Genomic DNA, 25,777 nt, shown 5'->3' with positions numbered 1-25,777 from the left:
AGCCAGCGCGCAAGCCAATCGGGGCGCTGTCCTTTTTCGCTACCTTTGCTGAACGAGCGGCGGCGGGTTCGGCACGAATCTGGCAGGCCCGGCCGCGACTTCCTTTCTCCCGAACTGTTCGCGTGACTTCAGCTACCAAGAAAAAAATCGGCATCGGTCTGGGCATCCTGGCGGCGCTGTTGCTCCTAGGCCTCAGTATTTTCCTGATAAAGCGGCAGCAGCTGCTCGACTACGCCCTAGTGCAAGTGAAAGCCAAAGTAGAGCGTAAGTACCCCGTGGTGCTCACCCTGGGGCCTGCGCGCTTTACTGATCTGAATACGGTTGAGCTGAACGGCATGAGCCTGGTGCCTACTACCAGCTCTGATACTCTGATGCGGGCCAAAGCCATCCGGGCCTCGCTGAGCGTGCGCAGCTTGTTTGCCGGCCGGCCTGTGTTCAGCAACCTCGAAATCAATGATGCGCAGCTGACGGCCCTCCAGAACCGTAGCGGCCGCGACAACTATTCCTTCCTTTATAAAAAGAAGAAAGGCCAGCCTACGGTACCGCGCGACACCACGAAGGGTACTAACTACGGTTTACTAGCTAACCAATTGCTGGAAGCCACCTTCGATAACATTCCGGACGAAGCTGATTTCCGCAACTTCCTGGTTACCTACCAGAGCCCGCGCCACGTGGCCTCCCTGGCCATGCCACGCTTGGCCATTGAAGACGGCGCCATCACGGGGCAACTTACCGCTGTTATTGACTCCGTAGAAAACCGCGTAGGAGTTCAGGGCCACATTGATGCTAGTGAGTATGAGGTAGATGCCAAGGTGTTCGGCCTCGACCGCCGGCCCGTGGTGCTCCCGTATGTGCAGCGCCGGTATGGCGCGCGCGTGCAGTTTGATACCATTCGGGTAGGCCTCACCAACAAAGACCTGAACGGGGCCGATGAACTCACGGTGAAGGGCACCGCCGCCGCTACCAACTTCATCGTTAATCACCCCAAGCTCTCTGACAGCGACGTGCGGTTTCCGCGCGGCGGCATTGACTTCGTAATGAAGCTAGGGCAGGCTTCGTTTGCTTTGGAAAAGGGCACGCGGGTGCTCCTGAACAAGATGGAGCTGTTTCCGGAGCTGAGTGTGCGCCGTCTGCCGGTACCGGAGCGCGTGATTGGCAAGGAAATTAATGGCCTCAAGAACCGCAACCAGATGCTGGCCGGCATGCAGGTAAACCTGAAGGTGGAATCAAGCGAGACAAAAGCCAATGACTTTTTTGCTTCTCTGCCCGAAGGCATGTTTGAAACGCTGGAGGGTACGCAGGGCGAAGGCACGCTGAAGTATCATCTCATGGCCGCCCTGGACATGAATAACCTCGATAGCCTTCAGTTCGACTCGGGGCTGCAGGCCACCAAGTTTCGGATTACGCGCTTCGGCCGCGAAAACCTGAACAAGCTGAACGAGGAATTCCCGTACACCGCCTACAACGACAAAGGCGACTCCGTGAAGACGTTCCTGGTAGGAGCTTCAAACCCAGAATTCACGCCATACAATGAAGTTTCTGATTACCTGAAGGCCGCCATCATGACGGCCGAAGACCCGCGTTTCCTAACGCACCGGGGCTTCATGGAAAAGGCCTTTGTAAAGTCGGCCATCCAGAACATTAAAGAGCAGCGCTTTGCCCGCGGCGGCAGCACCATTTCCATGCAGCTCGTGAAAAACGTGTTCCTGACCCGCAAAAAAACGCTGGTTCGGAAAGCTGAGGAAGCGCTGATTGTCTGGATTATTGAAAATACCCGCCTAGCCTCCAAGGAACGCATGTTTGAGGTATACCTCAACATTATTGAGTGGGGCCCGAAGATTTACGGCGTGCACGAAGCAGCTCAATTTTACTTTGATAAGCAGCCTTCCAACCTTACGCTCACGGAAAGCCTGTACTTGGCTAGCATCATTCCGAAGCCCAAGTACTACCGCTATTCCTTTAATGAGTACGGCGAGTTGCGGGGTTCTGCCCGGTACTTCTACCGGCTTATTGCTGGCCTGATGGCCCGTAAAGGCCTGATACGGCAGAGTGACTACGAAAACCTGGGCTACAGCATCAACATCAACGGCCCTGCCCGCAAATACATTGTGCGCGCTACCCGCGACACGGTGCGCACCGTAGTGCCGGCTGATTCTTCGGAGTATGAGCCTTTGAACCTGATTGACCTGCTAGGGGGTAATACCGCTCCGGACGCCGGGGCAAACCAGGAAGTGCCGGCCAACCCGCCAACCACTGAGCCGAACAACAAACCCTAGCTTATCTCAAGCCGCGCTGAACACCAGATTGGTAGGTGCGAGCAGTAGCGGCTGAGAAAGGACCTGTACTAGCATATAAAAGGGATAAGACCGCACCAGCCGTCTTATCCCTTTTGCTTGTACTAAGGGGCTAGTAAAATGAAAGCGGGAGTTATTCCGTAGAAATGGGTTGCTCTTTCTTGGGTAGCAACAACGAAAGCGCCACGGAGCCGAACAAAATCAGACCAACCACGCCCAATGAAATGCCCATCGGGATGTGCAGGAAATCGGATACCAGCAACTTGCCACCAATAAACACCAGGATGAGGGAGAGGCCGTAGTGCAGGTAATGAAACAGGCGCATCAGGCCTTCCAACGCGAAGTACAGGGCTCGCAACCCCAGCAGCGCAAAAACATTGCTGGTATACACAATGAACGTATCGCGGGAAATAGCCAAAATAGCCGGAATAGAGTCAGCCGCAAACACCACATCGGTGGTTTCTACCATCACCAGTACTACCAGCAGCGGAGTAGCGAATAGCGTCCCATTCTGGCGCACAAAGAATTTGCCTTCGTGCAGGCGGTTGGTAATGGGCAGATGGCGGCTCAAGAATTTAACCACCGGATTGTTGTCGGGGTCCAGCTCTGGCTCGCTGGCGTTGAGGGCCATCTTCACGCCGGTATAGATCAGGAAAGCACCTAGTACGTATAGCAGGAAGTGAAACTTGGCCAGCAAGGCGGCCCCGGCCAGAATAAATGCAGCCCGTAACACCAGTGCCCCAATGATGCCCCAGAACAAGATTTTGTGTTGGTACTGCTGTGGCACCTTGAAGTAGGTGAAAATCAGCAGGAACACAAACAGGTTATCGACGCTCAACGACTTCTCAATGAGGTAGCCCGTCAGGAACTCCATGGCCGCCTGCTTGCCCAACCAGCGGTATACCAGGTAGTTGAATGTAAGCGACAGGGCAATCCAGAAGGCGCTCCAGCCTAGCGCCTCACGCATGCGCACCACATGAGCCTTACGGTTGAACACCAAAAGGTCAATCAGGAGCAATGCCAGCACGAAGGCGTTAAAGCCGATCCAGAAGATAGGAGTATTTATCATGGGCCGCAGTAAGATACACGATGGGCTTGAAATACCATCGGCAGTAGCTGAAAGCGGCTGATAAGCCTACCGGGTTTCGGGGCTCGGGCTGGTAGAAACTGCTGGCCCAAGGGCCGACTGCGGCTCGGTAGCTGCCCGCTCGAAGTTGCGAAACCAACTGTCGATTTTCATTTTCACTACCCCTAGTAAGGCTTCCTTGAAAATGCCCGAACTCATTTTGGACGCCCCCCGGGTGCGGTCAGTGAAAATAATAGGCACTTCCTTGATGCGGAACCCATATTTATAGGCCAGCCACTTCATCTCAATTTGAAAAGCGTAGCCCACAAACCGAATGCGCTCTAGCGGAATAGTGCGCAGCACCCGGGCCGTGTAGCATTTGAAACCGGCCGTGGCATCCATAATAGGCATGCCCGTGATGAAACGCACGTAGGCCGAGGCAAAGTACGACATCAGCACGCGGTCCATGGGCCAGTTGACCACGTTTACGCCCTGGATATAGCGCGAGCCGATGGCCAGATCGTAGCCCTGGTGGGCGCAGGCGTCGTGCAGCCGGATGAGGTCTTCGGGATTATGCGAAAAGTCGGCATCCATCTCAAATATATATTCATAGCCGCGGGCCAGCGCCCACCGAAACCCATGAATATAGGCAGTGCCGAGGCCTAGTTTGCCTTTGCGCTCTTCCAGAAATAAACGTCCCTCAAACTCAGGTAGCAGCCCCCGCACAATGTCAGCAGTGCCATCGGGCGAGCCATCATCAATGATGAGCACATCGAAGGGGTGGGGCAATGAGAATACTTTGCGGATAATGAGTTCCGCATTTTCCCGCTCATTGTAGGTAGGTATCAGGACAAGCCCGTTATTCATTGCCCAAAGGTAGAGGTTTGTTTTATGTGCTCATGCGTAAGTGGCGGCATGAATTCAGTAAAGCATAGATACCCAAAAATGATGTACCGTTGCCTTCAAGCGTAGCACTAGGCTAGTAACAAACAAGAGTACTAAAGAAGTTTGAAGTAACGGTTTGCCTCTGAGAAAGGCCTAGCGACTGGCTAAGGTGGCGGCCAGCTGGCGGGCCTGGCGCACACAATCGGGCACACCAACGCCAGCGCGCCAGTTGGCCGCAATATATAGCCCTTTACTAGTCATGGCATCGGCAGCCGCATGCGCGGGCACAATTCGGGCATCAAACTGCGGAATGGCACGCTCCCAGTAATAGCGGTACTGCCACACCGGCGCCGCGCCTGCCCGAATACCATAGAAACGGCTTAGCTCCTGATGCACAGCTGCTTTTTGCTCAGCTTCTGACTGGCTGGCCTGCTCTTGATACTGGCTACCTCCTACAAATGTGGTAAACAATACCTGGCCTGCGGGTGCTCGACCGGGGAAGATAGAACTGGTCCAGATGCTGCCGGCGGCGTAAGGGTTTTCTGCTTTAGGATTCAGCGCCCCAAACCCGTCGAGCGGATGCGTTACGTCGGTCTGGTTATAAGCGGAGTAGATGGCTGCCATGGCCGGGTAGCTAACCTGCGCAAAGGCTGCCGCGGCTTCCGGAAATTGCGCTTGCAGCAGGGGGGCGGCAGCGTAGGCCGGCAAGGCCAGCACAATCTGCTGGTAGAGGCGCGGGGCCGGGCCAGCGGTAGTTTCTACTTCCCAGCGGCCATCATCATCGGTGCGGTGGTGCAGGTGTGTAACGGTTTGACCAAAATGGGCCCGCCGTAGTTTGCTGGCCAGCGTATCGGTCAGGGTTTGGAGGCCGTGTTGCAGCGTAAAAATTCGGCGGCGCCCACCGGCCGCACTTTTGCTTTTCATCAGGCCCCGCAATACGGAGCCGTGCTGCTGCTCCATGGCCACGAGTTGGGGAAACGTTTTGTGCACCAGCAGCTGCTCCGGGTCGCCGGCATAAATGCCGGAGATGAACGGATTCAGGGCATAGTCTACCACTTCAGGGCCAAAGCGCCGGCCGAAAAAATGTCCCAGCGTTTCCGTCGGGTCGGCGGGCAGGGGAGGGCGTACTAGCTCCCGCAGCAGGTTAAACCGCCCTTTCAGGCTGAAAAACCCGCTAGTGAGCAGGCCCGGCGGGGAAGCAGGTAGCTTCTGGTATTTTCCGTTGCGGAGCACATAGCGGTTCTGGCTTACGGCTGCAGCCTCCTGCATCTGACTTGTTAGCCCCAGGCCATCTAGTAACTCGCGTAGCTCCTCCGAGAGCTGCAACGAGTTGGGGCCGGTTTCCAGCAGGTACTTGCCGTTCTGCTCGGTGCGGATGTTGCCACCCGGACGGGGTGCCGCTTCAAACAGGTCGTAGTCGACGCCGGCGCGCTGCAGGTACCAGGCCAAGGTGAGGCCCGAGATGCCGCCGCCCAGAATAGCAATGGCCATTTCGGAAGGGTTAGAGGAAGTGACAAAGGAAAAGGTGCTAGCAGCAAAGGTAGAGCACAGCAACTGGAAATAGCCGCTTACTAGCTGCCCTTTCCAGCCCAAGCCGGTCGGAGGCTCACTCCAGATGCGGGAGCTACCTTTGCTGTCTCTTTCACATCCGTTACTACCCTTATGGTTTCAGCCAACCCATTTTCAGCCAACAAAGCCGTATTCCTGGACCGCGACGGTGTGCTGAACGCCGAGATAGGCGAGTATGTGTGGGAGCCGGAGAAATTTGTGGTGCTGGAGGGCGTGCCCGAAAGCCTAGCTCGCCTCAAGCAAGCCGGCTACTACCTCATTGTAGTTACTAACCAGGCCGGCATTGCCAAAGGTATGTACACACCCTCGCACGTGCAGGCCTGCCACGCCAAACTGCAGCAAGCCGCCGGCAACCTCATTGATGCCTTCTATTTCGCGCCGGGGCACCCCAGCGTATCCGAGTCGTTGCTGCGGAAACCCGATTCACTGATGCTGGAGAAAGCCATTGCCCGCTTTCAGCTGGACCCAAGCCAGTGCTGGATGGTAGGCGACCGGCTGCGCGATATGCAGGCGGGCCAGAAAGCCGGCGTCCGGGGCATTCTGGTGGGGCCCGATGAGCCAAGTAGCTTCAAGCCTCACCTCCATGATTTGCCCGCCGCTACGGCGTTTATTCTGCAAGGCAGCTAAACCTAGTAAAGTGTAAACATCAAAAGCCAGCGCCGCCCCTAACATAGGGCGGCGCTGGCTTTTCAGGCTGGCTGGTTGATGCGCTTACTGCTGGTCAGCGGCTACCGCCGTACTAGCCATGGCTGGAGCCGCAACCTGAGTGGCTGGCTTCGTAGCCGAATACGCTGGGCAATGCGTTTTGCAGGATGCGGTGCCAAACATCGCAACAACTCCGAGTATGAATATTTTTTTCATAGCAAAGTTCAAAAAAAAGTTTTTACAAGTGGCAGGTAACCAGTTTCTTCTTAACCACTTAGGAGCAATAACGATTCCAACTTCTCAAAATTGTTTAGCCAGAAGAAAAAATATAGAAATTGGATAAATGCAAAAAGCCTTCTTCCGCGAGGAAAAAGGCTTTAGCTAAGAAGAGTGCCTAGGCGACAACCAGAGCGGTTGTGTTTTTCAGTTGTTACTGGCGCTCCGTGCTAGTACCGTGCTGAGCCGTGATGGTCGACGAAACGCGCGAGGCATCTTTCGTGCTGGAGTAGGCCGGGCACTGTGATTTTTTGTTGCAGGAGCCTAAGCCGAGGGTAGCCAAACCAGCGAAGAGTAGCAGTTTTTTCATGAGCAGTAGTGAAGTAAAGTATGGGACGCGCCCGCAGTTAAAAGTTGAAGGGTAAAGGTAGAGGAACGCACAACGAGGTGCAACCAGCCTGACATTTAGTTAGCTAAGTAGCTGGCCAGGGCCCACAAAACGGGCAAGTTTCCTTTGAGGAAACTTGCCCAGCATTGCAATTAGTAGCCCAGAATCTGCATCATGGCTTCGCCTTTCTGCTCCTCGGCGAATACGCGGTCCGTGAGGGTACCATCTTCGGCGCGGTCCAGAATCACCATTTTAGGAGCCGGAATCAGGCAGTGCTTGATGCCGCCGTAGCCCGAGAGGCTTTCTTGGTAAGCGCCTGTGTGGAAGAAGCCCACGTACAGCGGCTTAGCGTCTGTTGGCTTCCGCTCTGGCAGAAACACCTGATAAATGTGCTTCTCGGCGTTGTAGTAGTCCTGCGAGTCGCAGGTGAGGCCGCCAAGCTGGAGCTTCTTGTACTGCTTGTTCCACCCGTTGAGGGCCAGCATGATAAAGCGCTGGTTCAGGGCCCACGTATCAGGCAGGTTCGTGATAAACGAGCCGTCAATCATGTACCACAACTCCTTGTCGTTCTGGAGCTTCTCGTCCAGGATGCTGTAGATAGTAGCGCCCGACTCGCCTACAGTGAAAATGCCGAATTCCGTAAAGATATCGGGCTCTGGTACGTTTTCCTCGCCGCAAATACGCTTGATGGTACGCAGCACTTCGGCAATCATGTAAGGGTAGTCGTACTCCTTCTGAATGCTGGTCTGGATGGGCAAGCCGCCGCCAATGTCAATGGTGGTAAGGGTAGGGCATACTTTGCGCAGCTCGCAGTACTTGTGCACAAACCGGCTCAGCTCCGACCAGTAGTAGGAGGTGTCCTTAATGCCCGTGTTGATGAAGTAATGCAGCATCGTGAGCTCAAAGCGCGGATCATTCTTGATCTTCTGCTCATACAGTGGCAGCGCATCGGTGTAGCGAATGCCCAAGCGCGAGGTGTAAAACTGGAAGCGTGGCTCTTCATCGGAAGCCAGACGCATGCCCACGTTGCACTTTTCGCGCACGTTGTCGTGGTAGTAATCTACCTCGTTTGGCGAGTCGAGGATGGGCATGCAATTCACGAAGCCGTCGTTGATGAGGGCGGTGATTTCGCGCTTATATTCCTCGGTTTTGAAGCCGTTGCAAATCACGTAGGTATCCTTCGTGACCTTGCCTTTGGCGTGCATGGCCCGGATGATGTTGGTATCAAACCAGGACGAGGTTTCGATGTGCACGTTGTTTTTGAGCGCCTCTTCTACCACAAAGCTGAAGTGCGAGGCCTTGGTGCAGTAGGCGTACGAATATTTGCCCTGGTAGCCGGTTTGCTCAATGCCCACCCGGAACCACTCTTTGGCCCGCTGAATCTGGGAGGAGATTTTGGGCAGGTAGGTGAGGCGCAGCGGGGTGCCGTGCTTTTCCACGAGGGCCATCAGGTCGATATCGTGAAAGCGCAACTCGTTCTGTTCCACGCGAAACTCATCGGTCGGGAAGTCGAAGGTTTGCGAAATCAGGTCGTGATAAGTATCCATTGAAGGAGGTTCTGAGGAGATTTTTGAAGTGAGGCAACCGCGCCACCCAGCGTAATGAAAGAAAGCTGGGCAGCTATTGTAATGTTCAGCTTACAGGATTTCTAAACCCGACAGCTTTTTCCGAACTTAGGACCCGCAAAGATACCCCCTCGCGGGGGTTTTGGTTGTGCTTTGTTCGTTGGTTGCGCCGGAAGGTCCGGGCGCGTCAAGCCTGAGTGGTGGTTTCTCCGCTCAATCGGCAAGCATCTAAACCACTTAACCTCTTATATGCCAATGTAATATGCGACGCATCAAGCTTCTGGAAGTCCGCTCCGAAATTGGGGCCGGAACCCGTGGCGCCAGCCTGGGCGTAGATGCCCTGAAGGTAGCCTGCCTGAATAAAGGCTGCGACTACTTTCGCCGGTTCAACTCGGTTAGCGTACCGGACCTGAACCATGTGCTGTTCGAGAAAAATCATTTTCCGAAAGCCAAACACATCGATTCTATTTACACGGTGCAGAAGGGCATTGCCAGCACCGTTGAGCAAACGCTCCGCTTTGGCGAGTTTCCGCTGGTATTGGCCGGCGACCACAGCAACGCCTCGGCTACCATTGCTGGCATTAAGGCCGCGTACCCCCACAAAACGCTAGGCGTGGTGTGGGTAGATGCGCACGCCGATATTCACTCGCCGTACACTACCCCCTCAGGCAACATGCACGGCATGCCCATTGCCATCAGCCTCGGCGACGATAACCGCGAGTGCCAGCGCAACCATGTGGAGCCCGAAACCGAGTTTTTCTGGCGCAAGCTCCAAAACCTGGGCGAACCCGGCCCTAAAATCACGGGCGACCACCTCGTGTACGTGGTAGTGCGGGATACGGAGCACGAAGAAGATGCCATTATTGAGCGCCTGGGCATCAAGAACTACAAGCTAGATGAGGTGAAGGCCAAAGGCACCCGCCAAGTGGCCCGCGAAATTTTCGAGCGCCTGCGCTTCTGCGACATGGTGTACGTATCGTTCGACGTAGACTCGCTGGATTCGCGCTTCTCTAAAGGCACCGGTACGCCCGTGGTCGATGGCCTGAATGTGGAAGAAGCCATCAGCCTGTGCCGCGCGCTGCTTGATAATGAGCGAGTAGTGTGCTTTGAGATGGTGGAAATCAACCCCACCCTAGACAACGAAAACACCATGGCCACCAACGCCTTCGATATTCTGGAAGCTGCCACCGACGCCATTCAGAATCGGCTGCGCATGGAAGAGGTAGTGAGCCGCTAAACTGGGCCCTTCAGAAGCTTGACAAACAGGAAAAAGCGGATACATTCGTACACTTTCGTTGCGTTTGTATCCGCTAGCTCTTGTTATGATGATAACCCGTTTGCTTTCTGGCCTGGGCCTGGTGGCCCTGCTGGCTTCCTGTACTGCTACCCCTTCCTCGCCGGGCAACGCCGGAGCCAGCACGGTGCCGGTAGTGGTGAAAGATTCCGTTACGGGCACCGTAACGTACCGGGAGCGGATAGCCCTGTCGCCGACGGCGGTGGTACGTGTGCAGTTGCAAGATGCCTCCTTGCAGGATGTAGCTGCTACCATAATCGACTCTGTCACGATTCGGCCCAACGGCCGGCAGGTGCCCATTGCCTTCGCCCTGCGCTACGATACGGCCCAGATTCGGCCGAATAATACCTACGTAGTGCAGGCCCGCATCAGTGATGGGGGCCGGTTGCTGTACCTCTCCGATGTAGCTTACCCAGTACTGACGCGCGGCAACTCCAAGCGTGTTGAGATGCTACTGCGGAAGGTGAGGTAAGCCTCATACTTACAGATCACTAGGTCATCGACAACGCCAAAGTCCCGCCGATTAGGTTGCTTTTTAGAAGCATCTGGTCGGCGGGGCTTTGGCGTTGTCGATGACCTAGTAAATTATCTACTGCGGTGCTGGTAAGGCACTCCGAAAAGCCACGACGAGAGAATGGGCAGGGCGAATACGGCCACGGTCAGCACGGTGAGGCCAGCATCGGCGGCTTCGCTGGCCAGGAAGTGGCTAAATGGGTGATTCGGCTGGAAATGCTCGAACAACGAGAGCAGCAGCTTGAGGCCCAGAATACCAATGACGATAAAGGCTGCCGTTTCCAGAAACGGGTATTTGCCCATGAGCAGCACAAAGGCCTGGGCCACGAGCCGCATAGCCAGAATCCCGATAAACACACCCAGGCAAATCAGAATCAGGTTATCAGTGAAGGCTACTACGGCAAACACGTTATCGATGGAAAACGCGAGGTCCATCAGCTCAATAAGGGCCACTGTGGCCCAAAACGGACCTAGTAACCCCAGCGTGCTGCGGTAAAGCCAGCTTTTCTCTTTGTCAAGGTCATCGTCCTCGGAGTTGCCGTGCTTGCTGGTAAAATGGTCGTAGGCGAGATAGAACAGGTACAGGCCGCCTAGGGGCTTTAGGTACCAGAACTTAATCAGGAAAGAAGCAAACAAAATACACAGCCCCCGGAACACATAGGCCCCGATAATACCGTAGCGTAACGCCTTGTGGCGCTGCTCTTTCGGTAAGTCAGAAACCATAGTGGCCAGCACCGCCGCGTTATCCACGGAGAGCAGACTTTCAATGATGATGAGGTTGCCCACAATAGCCAGCGCGGCCACGGGGTTGTCGAGGATTTGTTGTAGATGGACGTTCATGCGGGGGGCGCAAGATACAAGTTGGCGCTATACACGCAGGTAACAGGGTGCGGGTTGGGCTTTGCGCCGTCTTTTTGCCTAGTAGGCAACCGACTCAGGACCAGGAAACTCGCTAGCATGGTAATTTTTTCGGAGGCATCCGGTCGGGCTTTCTACCTTTGCACCAGCGGCGGCCTAGGGTGGCAGCCGCGTTAACTCCCTATGAAGCCGATTGTTTGGACCCGAAATCAACGACGACTCTAGCGTAAGCTAGGGCAACGCCTGTGTCGCATCTGCTACCTAGGGTAGCGCATGGCAAACAGGCTAGCCCGTAGTTTACGCTGCATCCGTTTTTCGCTCCATAACTATTCATCTTCCGGAAGTCCTGCTGGGCTTCTTTTAAGCGTTTCGCTTTCTGTGCAACAACTAGAACAATCCCTCAAGGCGGCCCTGGGCGCCGCCATCAAACATGTATTCGACGTCGAGGTAGCCTCGCCTCAGCTCACATTGCAGCCTACGCGCAAGGAGTTTGCGGGGCAGTTTACGCTCGTTACGTTTCCGTTCACCAAAACCCTAGGCAAAGGCCCCGAGCAAATTGGGCAGGCCGTAGGGGAGTGGTTGGTGGCCAATGATCCGCTGGTAGCCGGCTACAACGTGGTGAAGGGCTTCCTGAACCTGGAAATTGCCGACAGCGCCTGGCTGGAGGTGTTTGAGCAGCTGCGCCAAACCCCGGCCGGCACGCCCGTAGAAACCGGCGGCCCTCAGAATGTGGTGGTGGAATATTCTTCGCCCAACACCAACAAGCCCCTGCACCTGGGCCACCTGCGCAACAACTTCCTAGGGTACTCGGTGGCCGAAATCCTGAAAGCAACTGGCGCTACCGTTACCAAGGCTAACCTCGTCAACGACCGGGGTATTCACATCTGTAAGTCGATGCTGGCCTACCAGCAGTACGGCCACGGCGAAACGCCCCAGAGCGCTGGCATCAAAGGCGACCACCTGGCGGGCAAGTACTACGTGCTGTTTGAGAAGCATTACCGCGAGCAGGTAAAGCAGCTCGAAGCCGAAGGCGTGCTGCCCGATGTAGCCAAGCGCCAGGCTCCCATGATGCTGGAAGCGCAGGATATGCTCCGGGCCTGGGAAGCCAACGATGAAGAGGTAGTAAACCTCTGGAAGCAGATGAACGGCTGGGTGTACGAAGGCTTCGATGCCACCTACCAAAACATCGGCGTCGATTTCGATAAGTATTACTACGAGTCGGGGACGTATTTGCTGGGCAAGGAGCGGGTAGAGGAAGGCCTGCAGAAGGGCGTGTTCTTCAAGAAAGAAGACGGCTCAGTGTGGGTTGACCTCAAGGAAGAAGGCCTCGACGAAAAGCTCCTGCTCCGCGCCGACGGCACCAGCGTGTACATCACCCAGGACTTGGGCACGGCCGAGCTGAAGTTCCAGGACTTCCACTACGACCTCTCGGTGTACGTTATTGCCGACGAGCAGAACTACCACATGCAGGTGCTGAAGGCGGTGCTCAAAAAGCTGGGCAAGCCCTACGCCGATGCCATCTATCACCTCAGCTACGGCATGGTTGATCTGCCCTCGGGCAAGATGAAAAGCCGCGAAGGCACCGTAGTGGACGCCGACGAACTGGTACGCGAAGTAGTGGAAGCCGCCAAAGCCGCTACCCTCGAAAAAGGCAAAACTGAAGGCCTCACCGACGAGCAAGCCGCGGAGCTGTACCACATGCTGGGCCTAGGCGCCCTGAAGTACTACCTGCTGAAAGTGGACCCCAAGAAGCGGATGCTCTTCAACCCCGAAGAATCGGTGAGCCTGGAAGGTCACACCGGACCGTTTATTCAGTATTCGCACGCTCGTATTTCGGCCATTCGTCGGAAAGCGGCGGAGCTAGGTATCAGCGAAACCACCGAGCTTACTAGCCTCACGGCGCTGCACAACACCGAGCGTGAGCTGGTGCAGGAGTTAGCGCGTTACCCCGAGGTAGTAACCGAAGCGGCCCGCACCCAGTCGCCGGCCATTGTAGCGCAATACGCCTACGACCTGGCCAAAGCTTACAACCGGGTGTACACCGAGGTAGAAATCTTCCGCGAAGCTGACCCAACCAAAAAAGCGTTCCGGGTGGCGCTTTCAGCGCAAACCGCGCAAGCCATTAAAACCAGCATGGGCTTGCTGGGCATTCAGGTGCCGGAGCGGATGTAAGCTGCCGCATGAGCTACTTGCTCGCGCGACAGTCCCTAGTCGAATTTCACAGCAGCAATGCCACAAAATGGTGTTGCTGCTGTTTTTTCTTTTGTCATCAAATCAGGCGCGAAACCGAGTTTTGCGCAGCAGCTTATGAAAAGTGTAGCCGTGTATTGCGGTGCCAGCAGCGGCACCAACGAACAATTTACCCAACAAGCCCAGGCCATGGGCCAGGCGCTGGCTGAGCGGAACTTTACGCTGGTATACGGCGGGGGCCGCGTGGGCCTGATGGGCGCCATTGCCGACAGCGTACTGCAGCATGGCGGCAACGCCATTGGCGTCATCCCCGACTTTTTGGCCGATAAGGAGCTAGCCCATACCGGCCTCACGCAGCTACACATTGTGAAAAGCATGCACGAGCGCAAGCTAATGATGGCCGACCTCGCGGAAGGCTTCGTGGCCATGCCCGGCGGCTATGGTACCCTAGAGGAGCTGTTTGAGGTGCTCACCTGGGGCCAGCTCGGTCTGCACCGCAAGCCCATTGGCGTGCTCAACGTAGATGGCTACTACAACCACCTGCTCCGCGCCCTCGACCATATGGCCGACGAAGGCCTGCTGCGCCGCGAAAACCGCAACCAGCTACTGAGCAACCCCAACCCCCACGGCCTGCTCGATGAGATGCTGGCGTATGAGCCCATTGCTCTGGAAAAGTGGCTGACCCCGCGCACTACCTAGGCAAGTAGCCTAGTAACAAGTAGCTGTCATGCTGAGTACAGCCGAAGCATCTCGCTTGGCTTACGTTGCAGTGCTAACTCAACGACGCGGTAGAGATGCTTCGACTACACTCAGCATGACGGTTTCTTTGGCAACGTCAGCCGAGCGAGATGCTTCGTCACATGCTCAGCAGGACAGTCAGGAAAATCAAAACAACTTTTCAGATTATAGCCTACGCCACATCTGCCTGTTGTCTAGTGGAAGCACCACGTTTACTAGGTAGCATAGTGGGCCAAAGCCATCCGGCCAGAACATTGCGTATACGCCGTGGTTTGTCTCTGACATTTCCCTCAACCTCTTCCCACATGAAAGCTTTTGTTCTGCTGAGTGCGCTGGCCGCCGCCGGTTTCTCCTGCAACTTCACTTCATCCTCTTCTACGCCCGCCATGACCACCGAAACGACTGCTCCTACCGCCGCCGGCACCGTGTATGATTTCACCGTGAAAAGCATTGACGGCAAAGACGTGAAACTGAGCCAGTACAAAGGCAAAAAACTGCTCATCGTGAACACGGCCTCGGAGTGCGGCTACACCCCGCAGTACAAAGAGCTGGAGGAGCTCTACCAGAAGCACGGCGACAAAGTGACGGTACTGGGCTTTCCGGCCAACAACTTTGGCGGGCAGGAGCCCGGCACCGAGGCCCAGATTGCTGCGTTCTGCGAGAAAAACTACGGCGTTACGTTTCCGCTGTTTTCTAAGGTGTCGGTGAAGGGCGATGATACGGCGCCGCTCTACAAGTTCTTGGCAGATAAGGCCAAAAACGGTGCGGTAGGCGATGCGCCGAGCTGGAACTTCTGCAAATACTTGGTGGATGAGCAAGGCCATGTGGTAGCCTTTTACCCTTCCAAAGTAAAGCCCATGAGCGAGGAGCTGGTAACGGCCATTCTGCGCTAGGCAAGGCCCTCAGGATAGGCGGCGGCCTGTGCTTTCTGTGCTGCCTAGGGCTAGCAGAAAGCACAGGCCGTTTTTTTGTGCCCCGGCGCGCAACAGGTTTTTCTACCTTCGCCCCGAATTCACCACGCACCTGCATGATACGCACTGTTATTTTTGATATGGATGGGGTTATCGTTGACACCGAGCCCGTGCACCGCTATGCCTACTACCGGCATTTCGAGGAGCTAGGCATTTCGGTTTCCGATGCGGAATACGCCGAGTTTACTGGCCGCTCCACCAAAAATGTCTATCAGCACCTGAAAGAAAAGCACAGCCTCACACCTCAGGTAGAAAGCCTGGTAATGAGCAAGCGGGAGTTTTTCAACCGGGCCTTCGATGAAAAACCCGACCTAGAGCTGCTCGGTGGGGTAGGAGCCCTGATTGAAGACCTGCACCAACACGGCATACAGCTGATTCTGGCGTCCTCGGCCTCCAAATCGACCATCGACCGGGTGATGAACCGCTTTCAGTTGAGTTCTTACTTTTCGCATCTGGTCAGCGGCGAGGATTTCCCCAAGTCCAAACCCGATCCGGCCATTTTCGTGCACGCGGCCTCGCTCTCCACTGCTCCTAAAGCGGAGTGCTTGGTTATTGAAGATTCCTCGAACGGTGTGACGGCCGCCAAAGCTGCTGGGCTGTATTGTATTGGGTACAACAGCGAGCATTCACCTATGCAGGACCTTAGCCACGCTGATTTGGTAGTAGGACACTTTTCGGAGCTCACCGCCGCCCAAATCGCCGCCATTGATACGCAAGCCAGCAGCTAGACCACGGGTGCTTCTGGCTGTAGTTGGTGCCTAGTAAAGCCAGCCGAGCTGCGGCTCGTTTACTAGGCAGCCCTCGCGCCCAAACCGCCGATGCGGGCGGGTTCGCTCATCCGCATCGAATAAATTTCACTTTAGTTTACCCCCTATGGCATCTTCTTCCGCTGCCCCTGCTACCCCTCCCAGTACGGCTAAAGCCTGGCTTTCGGCGTTTCGGCCCCGTACGTTGCCGCTGGCGTTGGCTAGTATTATGGCTGGTGGTTTTCTGGCGGCCAGCACGGGCCATTTCCGGGCTTCAGTGGTGGGCTTAGCGGCCCTTACCACCATTCTGCTCCAGATTCTGAGCAACCTTGCTAACGACTACGGCGACTCCCAGAATGGCGCCGACAGTGTGCACCGCGAAGGCCCCCAGCGGGCTGTGCAGAGCGGCGCCATCTCGCCTCAGCAAATGAAAAAGGGCATGCTGGTATTTGGCGCGTTGTCGTTGCTGAGCGGACTGTTGCTGCTCTGGGTAGCCCTAGGCACCGCCGGCGCCTGGATCTTTGCCTCGTTTTTTGTGCTAGGCTTGTGCGCCATCTGGGCCGCCATTAACTACACGGCCGGTTCCAACCCGTATGGCTACGCCGGGCTAGGGGATATGTCGGTGTTCATCTTCTTTGGGATAGTAGGCGTGTGCGGAACGTACTTTCTGCAGGCGCGCACGTTGCCCATTGTAATGCTACTGCCTGCCGCCGCCCTCGGCTGTTTTGCCACGGCAGTGCTCAACGTGAATAATATCCGCGACATCCGCTCGGATGAGCTAGCTGGCAAAATCACAATTCCGGTGCGGCTGGGCGCTGTGAAGGCCCGGCGCTACCACTGGCTGCTCCTGATCTGGGGCTTTGGCTGCGCGGTGCTGTTTGTGGCCTTCACCTATCATTCGCCCTGGCAGTGGCTGTTTCTGCTCTCGGCCCCGCTGCTTGTGCGCAACGCTACCCAGGTGTGGCAACGCCAAGAGTCTATGCAACTCGACCCCTTACTGAAGCAAATGGCCCTGACCACGTTGGTGTTCACGCTGCTTTTCGGGCTGGGGCAGGTACTGTAATTTACTGGTTTAGCTTAAATCCCAGCTGTGGCTGGGTTTTTTGTGAATAGGTTTATATTTGCAACATTGTTTCAAATAGCCTAAAGCATATGAATCAGGTTGAAGTTGTAATTATAGGAGGCAGTTACGCCGGATTAAGTGCTGCGTTGCTGCTAGGGCGCTCCATGCGGCAAGTACTTGTGATTGATAACAACAAACCTTGTAACCGCCAGACACCCCATTCCCATAGCTTCCTAACGCGCGATGGCGCAACACCAGCCGAACTGGCGGCTACGGCACGCGAGCAGATAGCGCACTACCCTACGGTAAGCTTCCAAAATGACACGGTAGTACACGCTCGGGCCGAAGATGAAGGCTTTCGGGTGGAAACTGCTAGCGGCTTAGTGGTGAGGGCCCGAAAGCTGCTCCTCGCTACGGGGGTGGTAGATGAGTTGGCCGATATTCCAGGCCTAGCAGCGTGCTGGGGCATTTCAGTGCTACACTGTCCGTATTGCCACGGGTATGAGGTACGAGGGCAACGGCTGGGGTTGCTGGCCAATGACGAAACGGCCATCGAGTTGGTAACGCTGATCCGAAATTGGAGCCGCCACTTGACTCTGTTTACCAACGGACCTGCCGCCTTTACGCCTGATGCGCAACAGGTGCTGGCCAGGTATCAAGTGTCCGTAGTTGAAACTCCAATAGCAGCAATAGCGCATGCAGCTGGCTACTTGCAAGAGCTGCGTACGGCCGATGGGCAGCACCATGAAATAGATGCGTTGTTTGCTCGCTTTCCTACGCACTTGGCTAGTAATCTGGCCGTGTCACTAGGGTGCGTTTTAACCGAAACCGGGCACATCGAGGTATCGGAGTTCGGTCAGACGAGTGTGCCAGGAGTATTTGCCGCTGGCGATGCCACTACCCTAATGCGGCAAGTGGCTAACAGCGTTGCTGGTGGTGCAAAAGCTGGTGCCTTTATCAATCGGGAACTGATTATGGAGGGGAGTTACGCGGAAATGTAAGGGGAGGTACCAGAGCCGTATATAGGGGGCTTCAGCTAGCAATAGCTGAAGCCCCTTTTGGTTAGACACCTAATAAAACAGAGCCGTAGCGCTGTGCAGAAATATTTTGTAGCAAAAAGAAAGATTAGTTTGTCTGTTTCCGATACAAGTCAGTACCTTTTAGTGCCTTTAGCACTATCCGTGGTTCGTGTTAAGCGCGCAAGTGTCCTCAGCACATTGTTTAATCCCATCATCACCTCTTTCCCGTTCTAGTATACACAATCGATTGTGATGCATCGTAATGATATTTGCACAATCGATTGTGTATGACATTTCTTAAATCCCACCATTTTATGAAACACACAGTACTCATTCGTTTTTGGCCCAACCAGATACAGCAGGCATTGGCCCGGCTTGTGTTGTTTACGCTAGTGCTATGCGGCTCTTTAGCGCCGGTTTATGCCCTCGACGGTGCCATTGGCTCGCACGATCCATCTACCATCACCAAAGACGGCAATAAATATTGGATGTTCACTACCGGAGCGGGTATCTACGCGGCTTACTCAACCGATATGTTTCATTGGGAGCCGGGACCCAAAACGGTTTTCCCTATTGGTACGTGGCCTTCCTGGATTAACCAAGCAGTGCCCGGCTTCGATGGTACGTTTTGGGCCCCCGACCTGACGTACATGAACGGGAAGTACTACCTCTACTATTCTTGCTCTGCCTTCGGCTCGCCCCGCTCAGCTATTGGAGTGGCTACTAGCCCTACGCTCGACCAAAACTCCCCCAACTACAAGTGGACGGACCTAGGCATGGTGGTTTCATCCGCCACTCAAACCGACATCAATGCCATCGACCCGGCGCTCCTGAAGGACGATGATGGCAAAGTGTACATGACCTACGGCTCGTTTTCGGGCGGTATTGGTATTGTTGAACTCGACCCTGCCACCGGCCTGCGGAAAGCGGGTGCTCCTATAGTGCACGTAGCCGGCGGCAACCGGGCCTCGTGGGAGGCGCCTTACCTTTTTAAAGAAGGCAACTACTATTACATGGTGGTGAACCGTGGCGCCTGCTGCCAAGGTGTGAACAGCACGTATTTCCTGGTAATGGGCCGCTCAACCAACATCAACGGCCCGTATGTGGACAAGGCCGGCGTAGACCTGCGCAGTGGTGGTGGCACGCGCATTTTGTCGAGCTCCGGCAAATACGTAGGCCCTGGGCACTTTGGTCTGCTACGGGAAAACGGCGCCAACTTCGTTTCGCTGCACTATTACGACCGCAACGACAATGGCAACCCCAAGCTGGATATTGCCAATATGGGCATCAGCACCACGGATGGCTGGCCCTTTGTGACCCGCGACTGGGTAGCCGCCGGGCGCTACAGCATTACCAACCAAAACAGCGGCCTCTCGTGGGATGCCTGGGGCTGCACCGGCGCGGCGGGCCAAGCCATTGCCCAAGGTCAGTACAACAACATGACGTGCCAGCAGTGGGACTTCACCCCCCTCGGCGATGGTACCTATAAGATTACGAATGCGCAGGGAGGGTTGGCCGCCGATGTTATCAACTGCAACCCCGGCAATGGCACCAAGCTGCACCTCTGGCCCTACCTCAACAACAACTGTCAGAAGTTCAAGATTGAGCGCACGGCTGATGGGGCTTACTTACTGACTTCCCTGACCGGAAATCGGGTAATTGAAGTGCCCGCAGCTTCTACCACGCCCGGTACGCAACTGGCTTTGTGGGACCAAAACGGCTTTTTGTGTCAGCGCTGGTACATCAACCGCACCAGCACCGCCACGGCTAAGGCTACGGTGGTAGCACCGGCCAGCGGGCAGGGCGAGGTGAACCCCGAAAACGTAACGATGCAGTGGTCGGGCTCGGCTCCTAGCTACAACCTGCTGCTCGGCACTTCGCCTCATGATTTGCGTGTACAGGCTACTTCGCTTACGGCAACTTCCTTTACAATTCCTGGCACCAGCGCCTTGGGGCAGTATTACTGGCGCGTTGATAGCAACACGAACGGAGTAGTGGCCCTAGGTGACCTGTGGTCGTATACCGTGGAAGATAAAGTGCCGCCCGTTGCCCTGGCCCGCGACCTCACCGTGCTACTCGATGCCCAAGGCCACGCCACCATTACAGCTGCTGACCTCGATAACGGCAGCAATGATGCCTACGGAATAGCCTCCGTGAAAGCCAGCCAAACCACTTTCGACTGCACAAACCTAGGGGCCAATACGGTAGTGCTGACCGTGACGGACAACAACGGCAATACGGCCACGGCGCAAGCAACCGTAACGGTAAAAGATGAACAGGGGCCAACCGCCATTGCGCAGAATATCTCGGTTACGTTAGTGCAGGGCCGGGCCACCATTACGGCGGCCAGCATCAATAATGGCTCCTCTGATAACTGCGGTATTTATGCCATGATCGTGTCACCGAGCACCTTCACCTGCGACAACCTGGGCGATAATACCGTAACGCTAACCGTGCGCGATGCCAGCGGCAACGAAGCCAAGGCAACTGCGGTAGTGTACGTAGAAGGCGCACCGGCCTCGGCCGCCATTACCGCAACGCCCGAAAACACGGTGTACACGGGTGGCGTGGCTACTACCTTGTATCTGGGCTACGGTCCGCAGCGGCTTACGCTCACGGCCACTGGCGGCACCAGCTACCAGTGGAGCCCGGTGGCCGGCCTAAGTAGCACCACGGCTGCTAGCCCCGTTTTCACGGCCACCACTCCCGGCACGTTCCAGCTTGAAGTAACAGCTACCAACGAGTACGGCTGCACTGCTACCGCCCGCGTGACACTAACGGTGCTGGAAGCTCGTTGCGGCAACAAAAACGACAAGGTGCTGCTCTGCCACAATGGGCAAGAGCTGTGCGTTGATGCCAGCGCCGTAGACAGCCACTTAAGAAGCCCCGACCACCACGATAACCTAGGAAACTGCGCCGCCGTGGCCGCCCGCTCTACTGCTCAGAGTGCAAACTTGGCTGCCAACAAAACGGTGCTCGAGCCCGAGTTTGGCGCGTTCCCGAACCCATTCACCACCAGCACCACTATTCGCTTCCAGTCGGCCACAACAGCTCCGGCTCAAGTGCAGGTCTACAATTTCCTGGGCCAGCTAGTTGCTACGCTGTATGATGGCTCAGCCGAGCGGGGCCGCGAGTATTCGCTCACGTTGGATGGTGCCAAGCTAGCTAGCGGCATCTACACCTGCCAGTTGCGACTTGCTGGCAAAGTACATATCCAACGCCTAGTGATGGTGAAGTAACCTTGCTAGAGCTTTTGCCCATAAACACCTCCTTTACGCTGTAAGGGAGGTGTTTTGCTTTAGATGCCTATGCTGGAAAGCACGCTCGCACACTTCCAGCAAACGGCAGACCTAGTATCACTAGAAAAAACAGGTCGTTGCAACTGTCCAGAATGCGCTTGAGTCATAGCACTTAGCCTATATTCAACGCGCAAAAGAAAGCGGGTTAGTTTCGCTGTAGTCCTGACACTATCCCAAGCTGACGCAAGCGAGAAATGAATTACTACCGATATGTATTGCTACCAGGTAGCAGCAGGCGCGTCCTGAAGGGAATAATATTGCTAGGGTGGCTAACGAGCTGTACCGCCTCAGCTCCACATGCTTCCGCATCCGGTTCTCTCTCCGAAGTAGTAGTAACAGGTGCCGCCAAAAGCTCCCCCAACTCCACTGCTGCCGAGCTGCCGGAGCAACAGGCGCCGCAACCCGCAGCCCCAAGGCGCATGGTGTACAATGCCGACGTGCGCCTGCGGGTAACGCGCCCCGATACCGCCCAGGCCCGCGTAAGGCGCTTGGTAGTGCGGGAGCAAGGCTACCTGGTCCAGACCAGTGAAGAACGGATGCAGCTGCGGGTGCCGGCTGAGCGGTTGCCGGTGGTATTGCAGGCCCTGCCCGGCATTGGGAAAGTGGAAAGCCAGAACCTGCGCGGGCAAGATGTGACGGAGGAATACACCGACTATCAAATCCGACTTGAGAATGCGCAAAAGGCTCGGCAGCGCTACCTCGAGTTGTTAGCGAAAGCGGCCAACGTTACGGAGGCCGTGGCCGTGGAAAAAGAGCTGCAACGACTCAACACCGAAATAGACCAGTTTACCGGGCAGTTGCAGCGGCTGCAGCACCTAACCAGCTACGCTACCCTAACCATCGAGTTGCGGCCCAAAACCCGGCTAGGGCCTTTAGGCTACGTAGCAGTAGGCGTGTACAAAGCCGTGCGTTGGTTATTCATTTGGGGAAAGAGCGACGCTTAAAATTCTCCCAGTCATCTAATGAAAAAGCCCCCGCTACTTCCGCAGCGGGGGCTTTTTTGTGTGGTTTTCGCTTACTCAGCGCTAGGTGCTACCGGGCTCGAAACCGTAGCGTCGGAAGGGGCAGTGCCGCCTTCCGGGCGTGGGCCGCGGCCGTTGCGGTTGCGGCCACCCCGCTTGCGGCGGCGCTGCCCTTCGGCCTTTTCGCCTTCCGCGCGGGGCTCTGTGCCTGCCTCACCTTCGGAGCGGGGCGCACGGGGTTCGCGGGGCGGGCGGGCTTCACCTTCCGGGCGCGGGGCGCGGGGCTCACGGCGCGGGCGGCTTTCACTGCCTTCTGCGCCCGCCTCGCGAGCGGGGCGCTGATAGGGCTGGGCTGGCGCCTGGCCCGAATCTAGTGCTGCCAGTGCGGCCTGGGCTTTGGCAATTCGCTCCTGCTGCTGGGCATCGGGCTTGCCGTCGCCACGGTCGGGGCGCGGGCCTTTGCCGTCGCGGGGGCCGCCAGAGCGTCCGCCGCCTTCGCTGCGTGGGCCACGGTCGCGGCCACCACTACCGCCGCCGGAGCGGCTGCCACCACGCTCAGGGCGGCCGCCCACTTTGCCGCGCAGGCCACTGAAGCGCTTGGGGTCAAACTCCGGGGCCTCGCCAATGCCTAGCTCTTCGGTAATGTTCTTCTTCTCAATTTCGCGCTCAATCAGCTTCTCAATCTTCACCACGCGGTCCTGGTCCTGGTCCGAAATGAAGGTGATGGCTGTGCCTTTGGTAGCGGCGCGGGCCGTGCGGCCAATGCGGTGAACGTAGTCTTCGGCAGCACGCGGAATATCGTAGTTTACCACGTGGCTCAACGAGTCGATGTCGATGCCGCGGCTCAGTACGTCGGTGGCTACCAGAATGGGGAATTGCTTGTTTTTGAAGGCCCGCATGATTTCCTCACGCTCCTCCTGGGTGCGGTCGGAGCTGATACCGCGGGCCTCAATGCCAAGCTTGTTGATAGCCCGCACAATTCCTCCCACAGCTGCTTTCTGGCTCGTAAACAGCACCATGCTCTGCACATCCTGCGTTTTAATGATGTGCTCGAGCAAGTAAATCTTCTGGCGGTCGAAGGCCAGGTAGAACTGCTGGTCGATGCCGGCTGCGGGCTTCGAAACGGCCAGCCGGATTTCCTCGGGCTGATTCAGGATCTGCTGCGAAAACTCCCGGATTTTGTTGGGCATGGTGGCCGAGAACAGCAGCGTCTGGCGCTGCTTGGGCAACTGGCGCACAATGTTCATGATGTCATCGGAGAAACCCATGTCCATCATCTTGTCGGCCTCGTCGAGCACTAGGTACTTCAGGTCCTCGAACTTCACGTAGCCCATTTGCATGTGGGCAATAAGGCGGCCGGGCGTGGCAATGATGATGTCGGCGCCGGAGGTGAGGGCGCGCTTTTGCTGCTCCCAGCCTTCGCTTTTGCCGCCGCCATAAATGGCAATGGAGCTAGCTTCTACAAAGTAGCCGAAGCCGGTGACCTGCTCATCAATCTGGGTGGCCAGCTCACGGGTAGGCACCAGCACCAGGGTAGAGGTGGTGCCGTGCTTGGCGTGCGAAATCTTATCCAGGAGCGGCAACAGGTAGGCGGCCGTTTTGCCAGTGCCGGTTTGAGCGCAGGCAATCAGGTCTTTGCCTTCAAGTATTTTAGGAATGGCTTGCTCCTGAATGGGGGTAGCGTTCTGGTAGTTCATGGCGTCCACGCCGGCCAGTAGGTCGTCGTGGAGGTTGAATTCGTGAAATGTCAAGGCGCAGCTTGTTTAAAATGATTGATGGCTGACCTTGCTTTCTGGTCAGCGAACCGCTGTATTGTAATGGGAACAAAGATAGAGGGATTTGGGTGCGACGAGCCACGCAACCTCTTCAATAACCGGTCAGGGCCTAGGTCCGCTATGTTTAAGTACTGTCGAGTCCAAAAAACTACTTTACGTACCCCACCTACGCGTGCAAATGCGCTGCGTTTCATTACCGGTGATGCCAAAACCAGCTTGCGGTAGGCGCTCCCACGCGTGCTCGTGCTACAGAAAGCAAAGTACCCGCCAGTGCTTGCAGGAAAACGGCAGCCATCAACTAAAAGTCATCCGACAACCAAGCTTGCCCATACGGCGTGCCGTTAGATGTAGCGCTTTCACATGATAAGCCAGGAGAAAATAGACCTCAACCTATTAGATAGGTATAATACTAAATCATAATTATCCGTTATTTGACTTCTGAGGCCTGCACTGTTCAGCTTTCTGTTACTTAATCGGCTTTATTCCACGTTTCCCTATCTATGAAAAAGTATTTACTAGGCCTCCTGCTGCTTGCACCGTGGTGCGCCAATGCCCAAGCTCCTGCTCCGTTCGTTATTAAGGGCAAACTGGGTAAGCTAAATGCGCCGGCCAAAGTATATCTGGTGCGCGGAATGACCGTGACGGACTCAGCCACGCTTAAAAACGGAGCTTTTGAGCTGAAAGGCACCGTTGAAGCGCCCGTTATGGCCGAGCTGATTATGCGCCGCAACGGCCGGTTCGGCAGCTTGTTCGGCGCGCTGGGCGACCGTGCCCGCCTCTACCTGGAACCCGGCACCGCGCTTGTAACCAGCCCCGATTCTCTGGCCCACGCTACCCTCACTGGTGGGGCGCTTAATAAGGATTATGCGCGGCTACTTGCCGCCACAGCACCTGCCATTGCGAGTATGCATGCCATTGGGGCAGAGTCTCAGAAGACCACGGAGCAGCAACGCCAAGACCCCGCTTTCCAGGAACAGATGAGGGGCAGGTTTCAAGCAGTCAGCAAGCAGATTGCCCAGGCCCACTATGCTTTCATTAAGGACAATCCTAACACACTAGTTAGCCTTGACGCGCTAATGGGCATGAAGATGATGGATGTGCCGCAATACGCCACCGTAGGTCCTCTCTATGAGGCCTTGAGCCCCGCGCTGAAGAACACGCCTCAGGGCAAAAGATACGGCGAGTTGGTACGAGGGCTGAAAGCCGTAGCTATTGGCGCCCAGGCACCAGACTTCACCCAAAAAACTCCCGACGGCAAAACTATGTCGTTGCACGATTACCGCGGCAAATACGTGCTGGTTGATTTCTGGGCTTCCTGGTGTGGTCCCTGCCGCGAGGAAAACCCTTCTGTGGCCAAAGCCTACGAGGAATACAAGGGGCGCAACTTTGAGGTGCTGGGCGTATCGCTCGATAAAGAAAAGGACCGCGAAAAGTGGATAAAGGCCATTCAGGATGATAAATTGTCCTGGCCGCAGCTATCGGACCTGCGCGGTTGGGAAAACGAAGCGGCGAAGAGCTACCAAGTGCGTAGCATCCCGCAGAATTACTTGATTGACCCTGCTGGCAAAATTGTGGCGGTCAACCTCAAAGGGGCGGAGTTGCGAGCTGCTCTGGCGCAGTATATCAAGTAATCTGGCTACGGTGATAAGCTCCCGTGCGAGATGCCGCATGTATTTCGTTCCGTTAGTGCACAGTTACGTTGCCGCTAGTTCTCTGCCCTG

20 protein-coding genes are annotated in these 25,777 nt (G+C 56.0%); 13 read left to right on the top strand and 7 right to left on the bottom strand.

Translation table 11 applies throughout. The features are described 5' to 3' along the window. The first annotated feature begins 122 nt into the window (after positions 1-122). The gene (locus ACYVGU_RS10345; protein ID WP_460621974.1) at positions 123-2,276 is read left to right on the top strand and encodes a transglycosylase domain-containing protein; all 2,154 of its coding nucleotides are present in this window, start codon (positions 123-125) and stop codon (positions 2,274-2,276) included. 151 nt (positions 2,277-2,427) lie between these two features. Here the strand turns inward: ACYVGU_RS10345 and ACYVGU_RS10340 are convergent, their stop codons facing one another. The 3 genes from ACYVGU_RS10340 to hemG form a co-directional block, all read right to left on the bottom strand. Then, positions 2,428-3,363, bottom strand: a complete 936-nt coding sequence (locus ACYVGU_RS10340) for a TerC family protein (protein ID WP_460614763.1) — start codon at positions 3,361-3,363, stop codon at positions 2,428-2,430. Between the two features lie 66 nt (positions 3,364-3,429). Continuing rightward, positions 3,430-4,227 (bottom strand): polyprenol monophosphomannose synthase, encoded by a 798-nt coding sequence (locus tag ACYVGU_RS10335; protein ID WP_460621973.1) that lies wholly within the window; start codon positions 4,225-4,227, stop codon positions 3,430-3,432. Positions 4,228-4,398: 171 nt separating this feature from the next. Beyond that, positions 4,399-5,736, bottom strand: coding sequence for a protoporphyrinogen oxidase (gene hemG, locus ACYVGU_RS10330; protein ID WP_460621972.1), 1,338 nt, complete (start codon positions 5,734-5,736; stop codon positions 4,399-4,401). Between the two features lie 171 nt (positions 5,737-5,907). Here hemG and ACYVGU_RS10325 point away from each other — a divergent pair, with 171 nt between their 5' ends. Next, a complete protein-coding gene (locus ACYVGU_RS10325) occupies positions 5,908-6,441 on the top strand; it encodes a D-glycero-alpha-D-manno-heptose-1,7-bisphosphate 7-phosphatase (RefSeq protein ID WP_460621971.1) in 534 nt (177 codons plus the stop codon). 448 nt (positions 6,442-6,889) lie between these two features. Here the strand turns inward: ACYVGU_RS10325 and ACYVGU_RS10320 are convergent, their stop codons facing one another. Both ACYVGU_RS10320 and ACYVGU_RS10315 read right to left on the bottom strand, forming a co-directional pair. Further along, positions 6,890-7,045, bottom strand: coding sequence for a hypothetical protein (locus ACYVGU_RS10320; RefSeq protein WP_460614758.1), 156 nt, complete (start codon positions 7,043-7,045; stop codon positions 6,890-6,892). A gap of 170 nt (positions 7,046-7,215) precedes the next feature. Beyond that, complete coding sequence (locus ACYVGU_RS10315) at positions 7,216-8,610, bottom strand: type III PLP-dependent enzyme domain-containing protein (protein WP_460621970.1); 1,395 nt, start codon at positions 8,608-8,610, stop codon at positions 7,216-7,218. A gap of 280 nt (positions 8,611-8,890) precedes the next feature. Between ACYVGU_RS10315 and ACYVGU_RS10310 the strand changes: the two genes are divergently transcribed. Continuing rightward, the gene (locus tag ACYVGU_RS10310) at positions 8,891-9,865 is read left to right on the top strand and encodes an arginase (protein ID WP_460621969.1); all 975 of its coding nucleotides are present in this window, start codon (positions 8,891-8,893) and stop codon (positions 9,863-9,865) included. Positions 9,866-9,950: 85 nt separating this feature from the next. Further along, entirely contained in the window at positions 9,951-10,394 is a 444-nt protein-coding gene (locus ACYVGU_RS10305; RefSeq protein WP_460614755.1) for a YbaY family lipoprotein, read from the top strand. Positions 10,395-10,507: 113 nt separating this feature from the next. Here ACYVGU_RS10305 and ACYVGU_RS10300 read toward each other — a convergent pair whose 3' ends face one another. After that, complete coding sequence (locus ACYVGU_RS10300; RefSeq protein ID WP_460614754.1) at positions 10,508-11,275, bottom strand: TerC family protein; 768 nt, start codon at positions 11,273-11,275, stop codon at positions 10,508-10,510. A 396-nt stretch (positions 11,276-11,671) separates the two neighbouring features. Here ACYVGU_RS10300 and argS point away from each other — a divergent pair, with 396 nt between their 5' ends. The 8 genes from argS to ACYVGU_RS10260 all read left to right on the top strand — a co-directional run bounded on the left by argS (position 11,672) and on the right by ACYVGU_RS10260 (position 22,263). Continuing rightward, positions 11,672-13,465, top strand: coding sequence for an arginine--tRNA ligase (gene argS / locus ACYVGU_RS10295; protein WP_460621968.1), 1,794 nt, complete (start codon positions 11,672-11,674; stop codon positions 13,463-13,465). A 135-nt stretch (positions 13,466-13,600) separates the two neighbouring features. Further along, on the top strand, positions 13,601-14,182 hold the full coding sequence (locus ACYVGU_RS10290; protein WP_460621967.1) for an LOG family protein: 582 nt from the start codon (positions 13,601-13,603) through the stop codon (positions 14,180-14,182). Positions 14,183-14,526: 344 nt separating this feature from the next. Further along, positions 14,527-15,114: a glutathione peroxidase gene (locus ACYVGU_RS10285; RefSeq protein ID WP_460614751.1), complete on the top strand. Its 588-nt coding sequence runs from the start codon at positions 14,527-14,529 to the stop codon at positions 15,112-15,114. 134 nt (positions 15,115-15,248) lie between these two features. Then, a complete protein-coding gene (locus ACYVGU_RS10280) occupies positions 15,249-15,920 on the top strand; it encodes an HAD family hydrolase (protein ID WP_460621966.1) in 672 nt (223 codons plus the stop codon). Positions 15,921-16,065: 145 nt separating this feature from the next. Further along, positions 16,066-17,001 carry a 1,4-dihydroxy-2-naphthoate polyprenyltransferase gene (locus ACYVGU_RS10275; RefSeq protein ID WP_460621965.1) on the top strand — a complete coding sequence of 312 codons (936 nt, stop codon included), beginning with the start codon at positions 16,066-16,068 and terminating at the stop codon, positions 16,999-17,001. A gap of 89 nt (positions 17,002-17,090) precedes the next feature. Continuing rightward, positions 17,091-18,002, top strand: coding sequence for an NAD(P)/FAD-dependent oxidoreductase (locus tag ACYVGU_RS10270; RefSeq protein WP_460621964.1), 912 nt, complete (start codon positions 17,091-17,093; stop codon positions 18,000-18,002). A 332-nt stretch (positions 18,003-18,334) separates the two neighbouring features. Next, positions 18,335-21,259, top strand: a complete 2,925-nt coding sequence (locus ACYVGU_RS10265) for a family 43 glycosylhydrolase (protein ID WP_460621963.1) — start codon at positions 18,335-18,337, stop codon at positions 21,257-21,259. Between the two features lie 479 nt (positions 21,260-21,738). Continuing rightward, the gene (locus tag ACYVGU_RS10260) at positions 21,739-22,263 is read left to right on the top strand and encodes a DUF4349 domain-containing protein (RefSeq protein WP_460621962.1); all 525 of its coding nucleotides are present in this window, start codon (positions 21,739-21,741) and stop codon (positions 22,261-22,263) included. Between the two features lie 71 nt (positions 22,264-22,334). Here ACYVGU_RS10260 and ACYVGU_RS10255 read toward each other — a convergent pair whose 3' ends face one another. After that, entirely contained in the window at positions 22,335-23,978 is a 1,644-nt protein-coding gene (locus tag ACYVGU_RS10255) for a DEAD/DEAH box helicase (RefSeq protein ID WP_460614775.1), read from the bottom strand. A 578-nt stretch (positions 23,979-24,556) separates the two neighbouring features. Between ACYVGU_RS10255 and ACYVGU_RS10250 the strand changes: the two genes are divergently transcribed. Further along, the gene (locus tag ACYVGU_RS10250; protein WP_460614744.1) at positions 24,557-25,687 is read left to right on the top strand and encodes a redoxin domain-containing protein; all 1,131 of its coding nucleotides are present in this window, start codon (positions 24,557-24,559) and stop codon (positions 25,685-25,687) included. Positions 25,688-25,777 lie beyond the last annotated feature (90 nt).

The organism is Hymenobacter tenuis (assembly GCF_054780495.1).
This window is presented reverse-complemented; position numbering and strand designations above follow the sequence as displayed.

Coding starts and splice junctions, on each gene's coding strand:
- ACYVGU_RS10255 (WP_460614775.1), bottom strand. CDS start 23,978: ATGAACTACCAGAACGCTACCCCCATTCAGGAGCAAGCCATTCCTAAA.
- ACYVGU_RS10275 (WP_460621965.1), top strand. CDS start 16,066: ATGGCATCTTCTTCCGCTGCCCCTGCTACCCCTCCCAGTACGGCTAAA.
- ACYVGU_RS10315 (WP_460621970.1), bottom strand. CDS start 8,610: ATGGATACTTATCACGACCTGATTTCGCAAACCTTCGACTTCCCGACC.
- ACYVGU_RS10325 (WP_460621971.1), top strand. CDS start 5,908: ATGGTTTCAGCCAACCCATTTTCAGCCAACAAAGCCGTATTCCTGGAC.
- ACYVGU_RS10305 (WP_460614755.1), top strand. CDS start 9,951: ATGATGATAACCCGTTTGCTTTCTGGCCTGGGCCTGGTGGCCCTGCTG.
- ACYVGU_RS10270 (WP_460621964.1), top strand. CDS start 17,091: ATGAATCAGGTTGAAGTTGTAATTATAGGAGGCAGTTACGCCGGATTA.
- ACYVGU_RS10260 (WP_460621962.1), top strand. CDS start 21,739: ATGGTGTACAATGCCGACGTGCGCCTGCGGGTAACGCGCCCCGATACC.
- ACYVGU_RS10285 (WP_460614751.1), top strand. CDS start 14,527: ATGAAAGCTTTTGTTCTGCTGAGTGCGCTGGCCGCCGCCGGTTTCTCC.
- hemG (WP_460621972.1), bottom strand. CDS start 5,736: ATGGCCATTGCTATTCTGGGCGGCGGCATCTCGGGCCTCACCTTGGCC.
- ACYVGU_RS10290 (WP_460621967.1), top strand. CDS start 13,601: ATGAAAAGTGTAGCCGTGTATTGCGGTGCCAGCAGCGGCACCAACGAA.
- ACYVGU_RS10300 (WP_460614754.1), bottom strand. CDS start 11,275: ATGAACGTCCATCTACAACAAATCCTCGACAACCCCGTGGCCGCGCTG.
- ACYVGU_RS10320 (WP_460614758.1), bottom strand. CDS start 7,045: ATGAAAAAACTGCTACTCTTCGCTGGTTTGGCTACCCTCGGCTTAGGC.
- ACYVGU_RS10335 (WP_460621973.1), bottom strand. CDS start 4,227: ATGAATAACGGGCTTGTCCTGATACCTACCTACAATGAGCGGGAAAAT.
- ACYVGU_RS10340 (WP_460614763.1), bottom strand. CDS start 3,363: ATGATAAATACTCCTATCTTCTGGATCGGCTTTAACGCCTTCGTGCTG.
- ACYVGU_RS10265 (WP_460621963.1), top strand. CDS start 18,335: ATGAAACACACAGTACTCATTCGTTTTTGGCCCAACCAGATACAGCAG.
- ACYVGU_RS10250 (WP_460614744.1), top strand. CDS start 24,557: ATGAAAAAGTATTTACTAGGCCTCCTGCTGCTTGCACCGTGGTGCGCC.
- ACYVGU_RS10280 (WP_460621966.1), top strand. CDS start 15,249: ATGATACGCACTGTTATTTTTGATATGGATGGGGTTATCGTTGACACC.
- ACYVGU_RS10310 (WP_460621969.1), top strand. CDS start 8,891: ATGCGACGCATCAAGCTTCTGGAAGTCCGCTCCGAAATTGGGGCCGGA.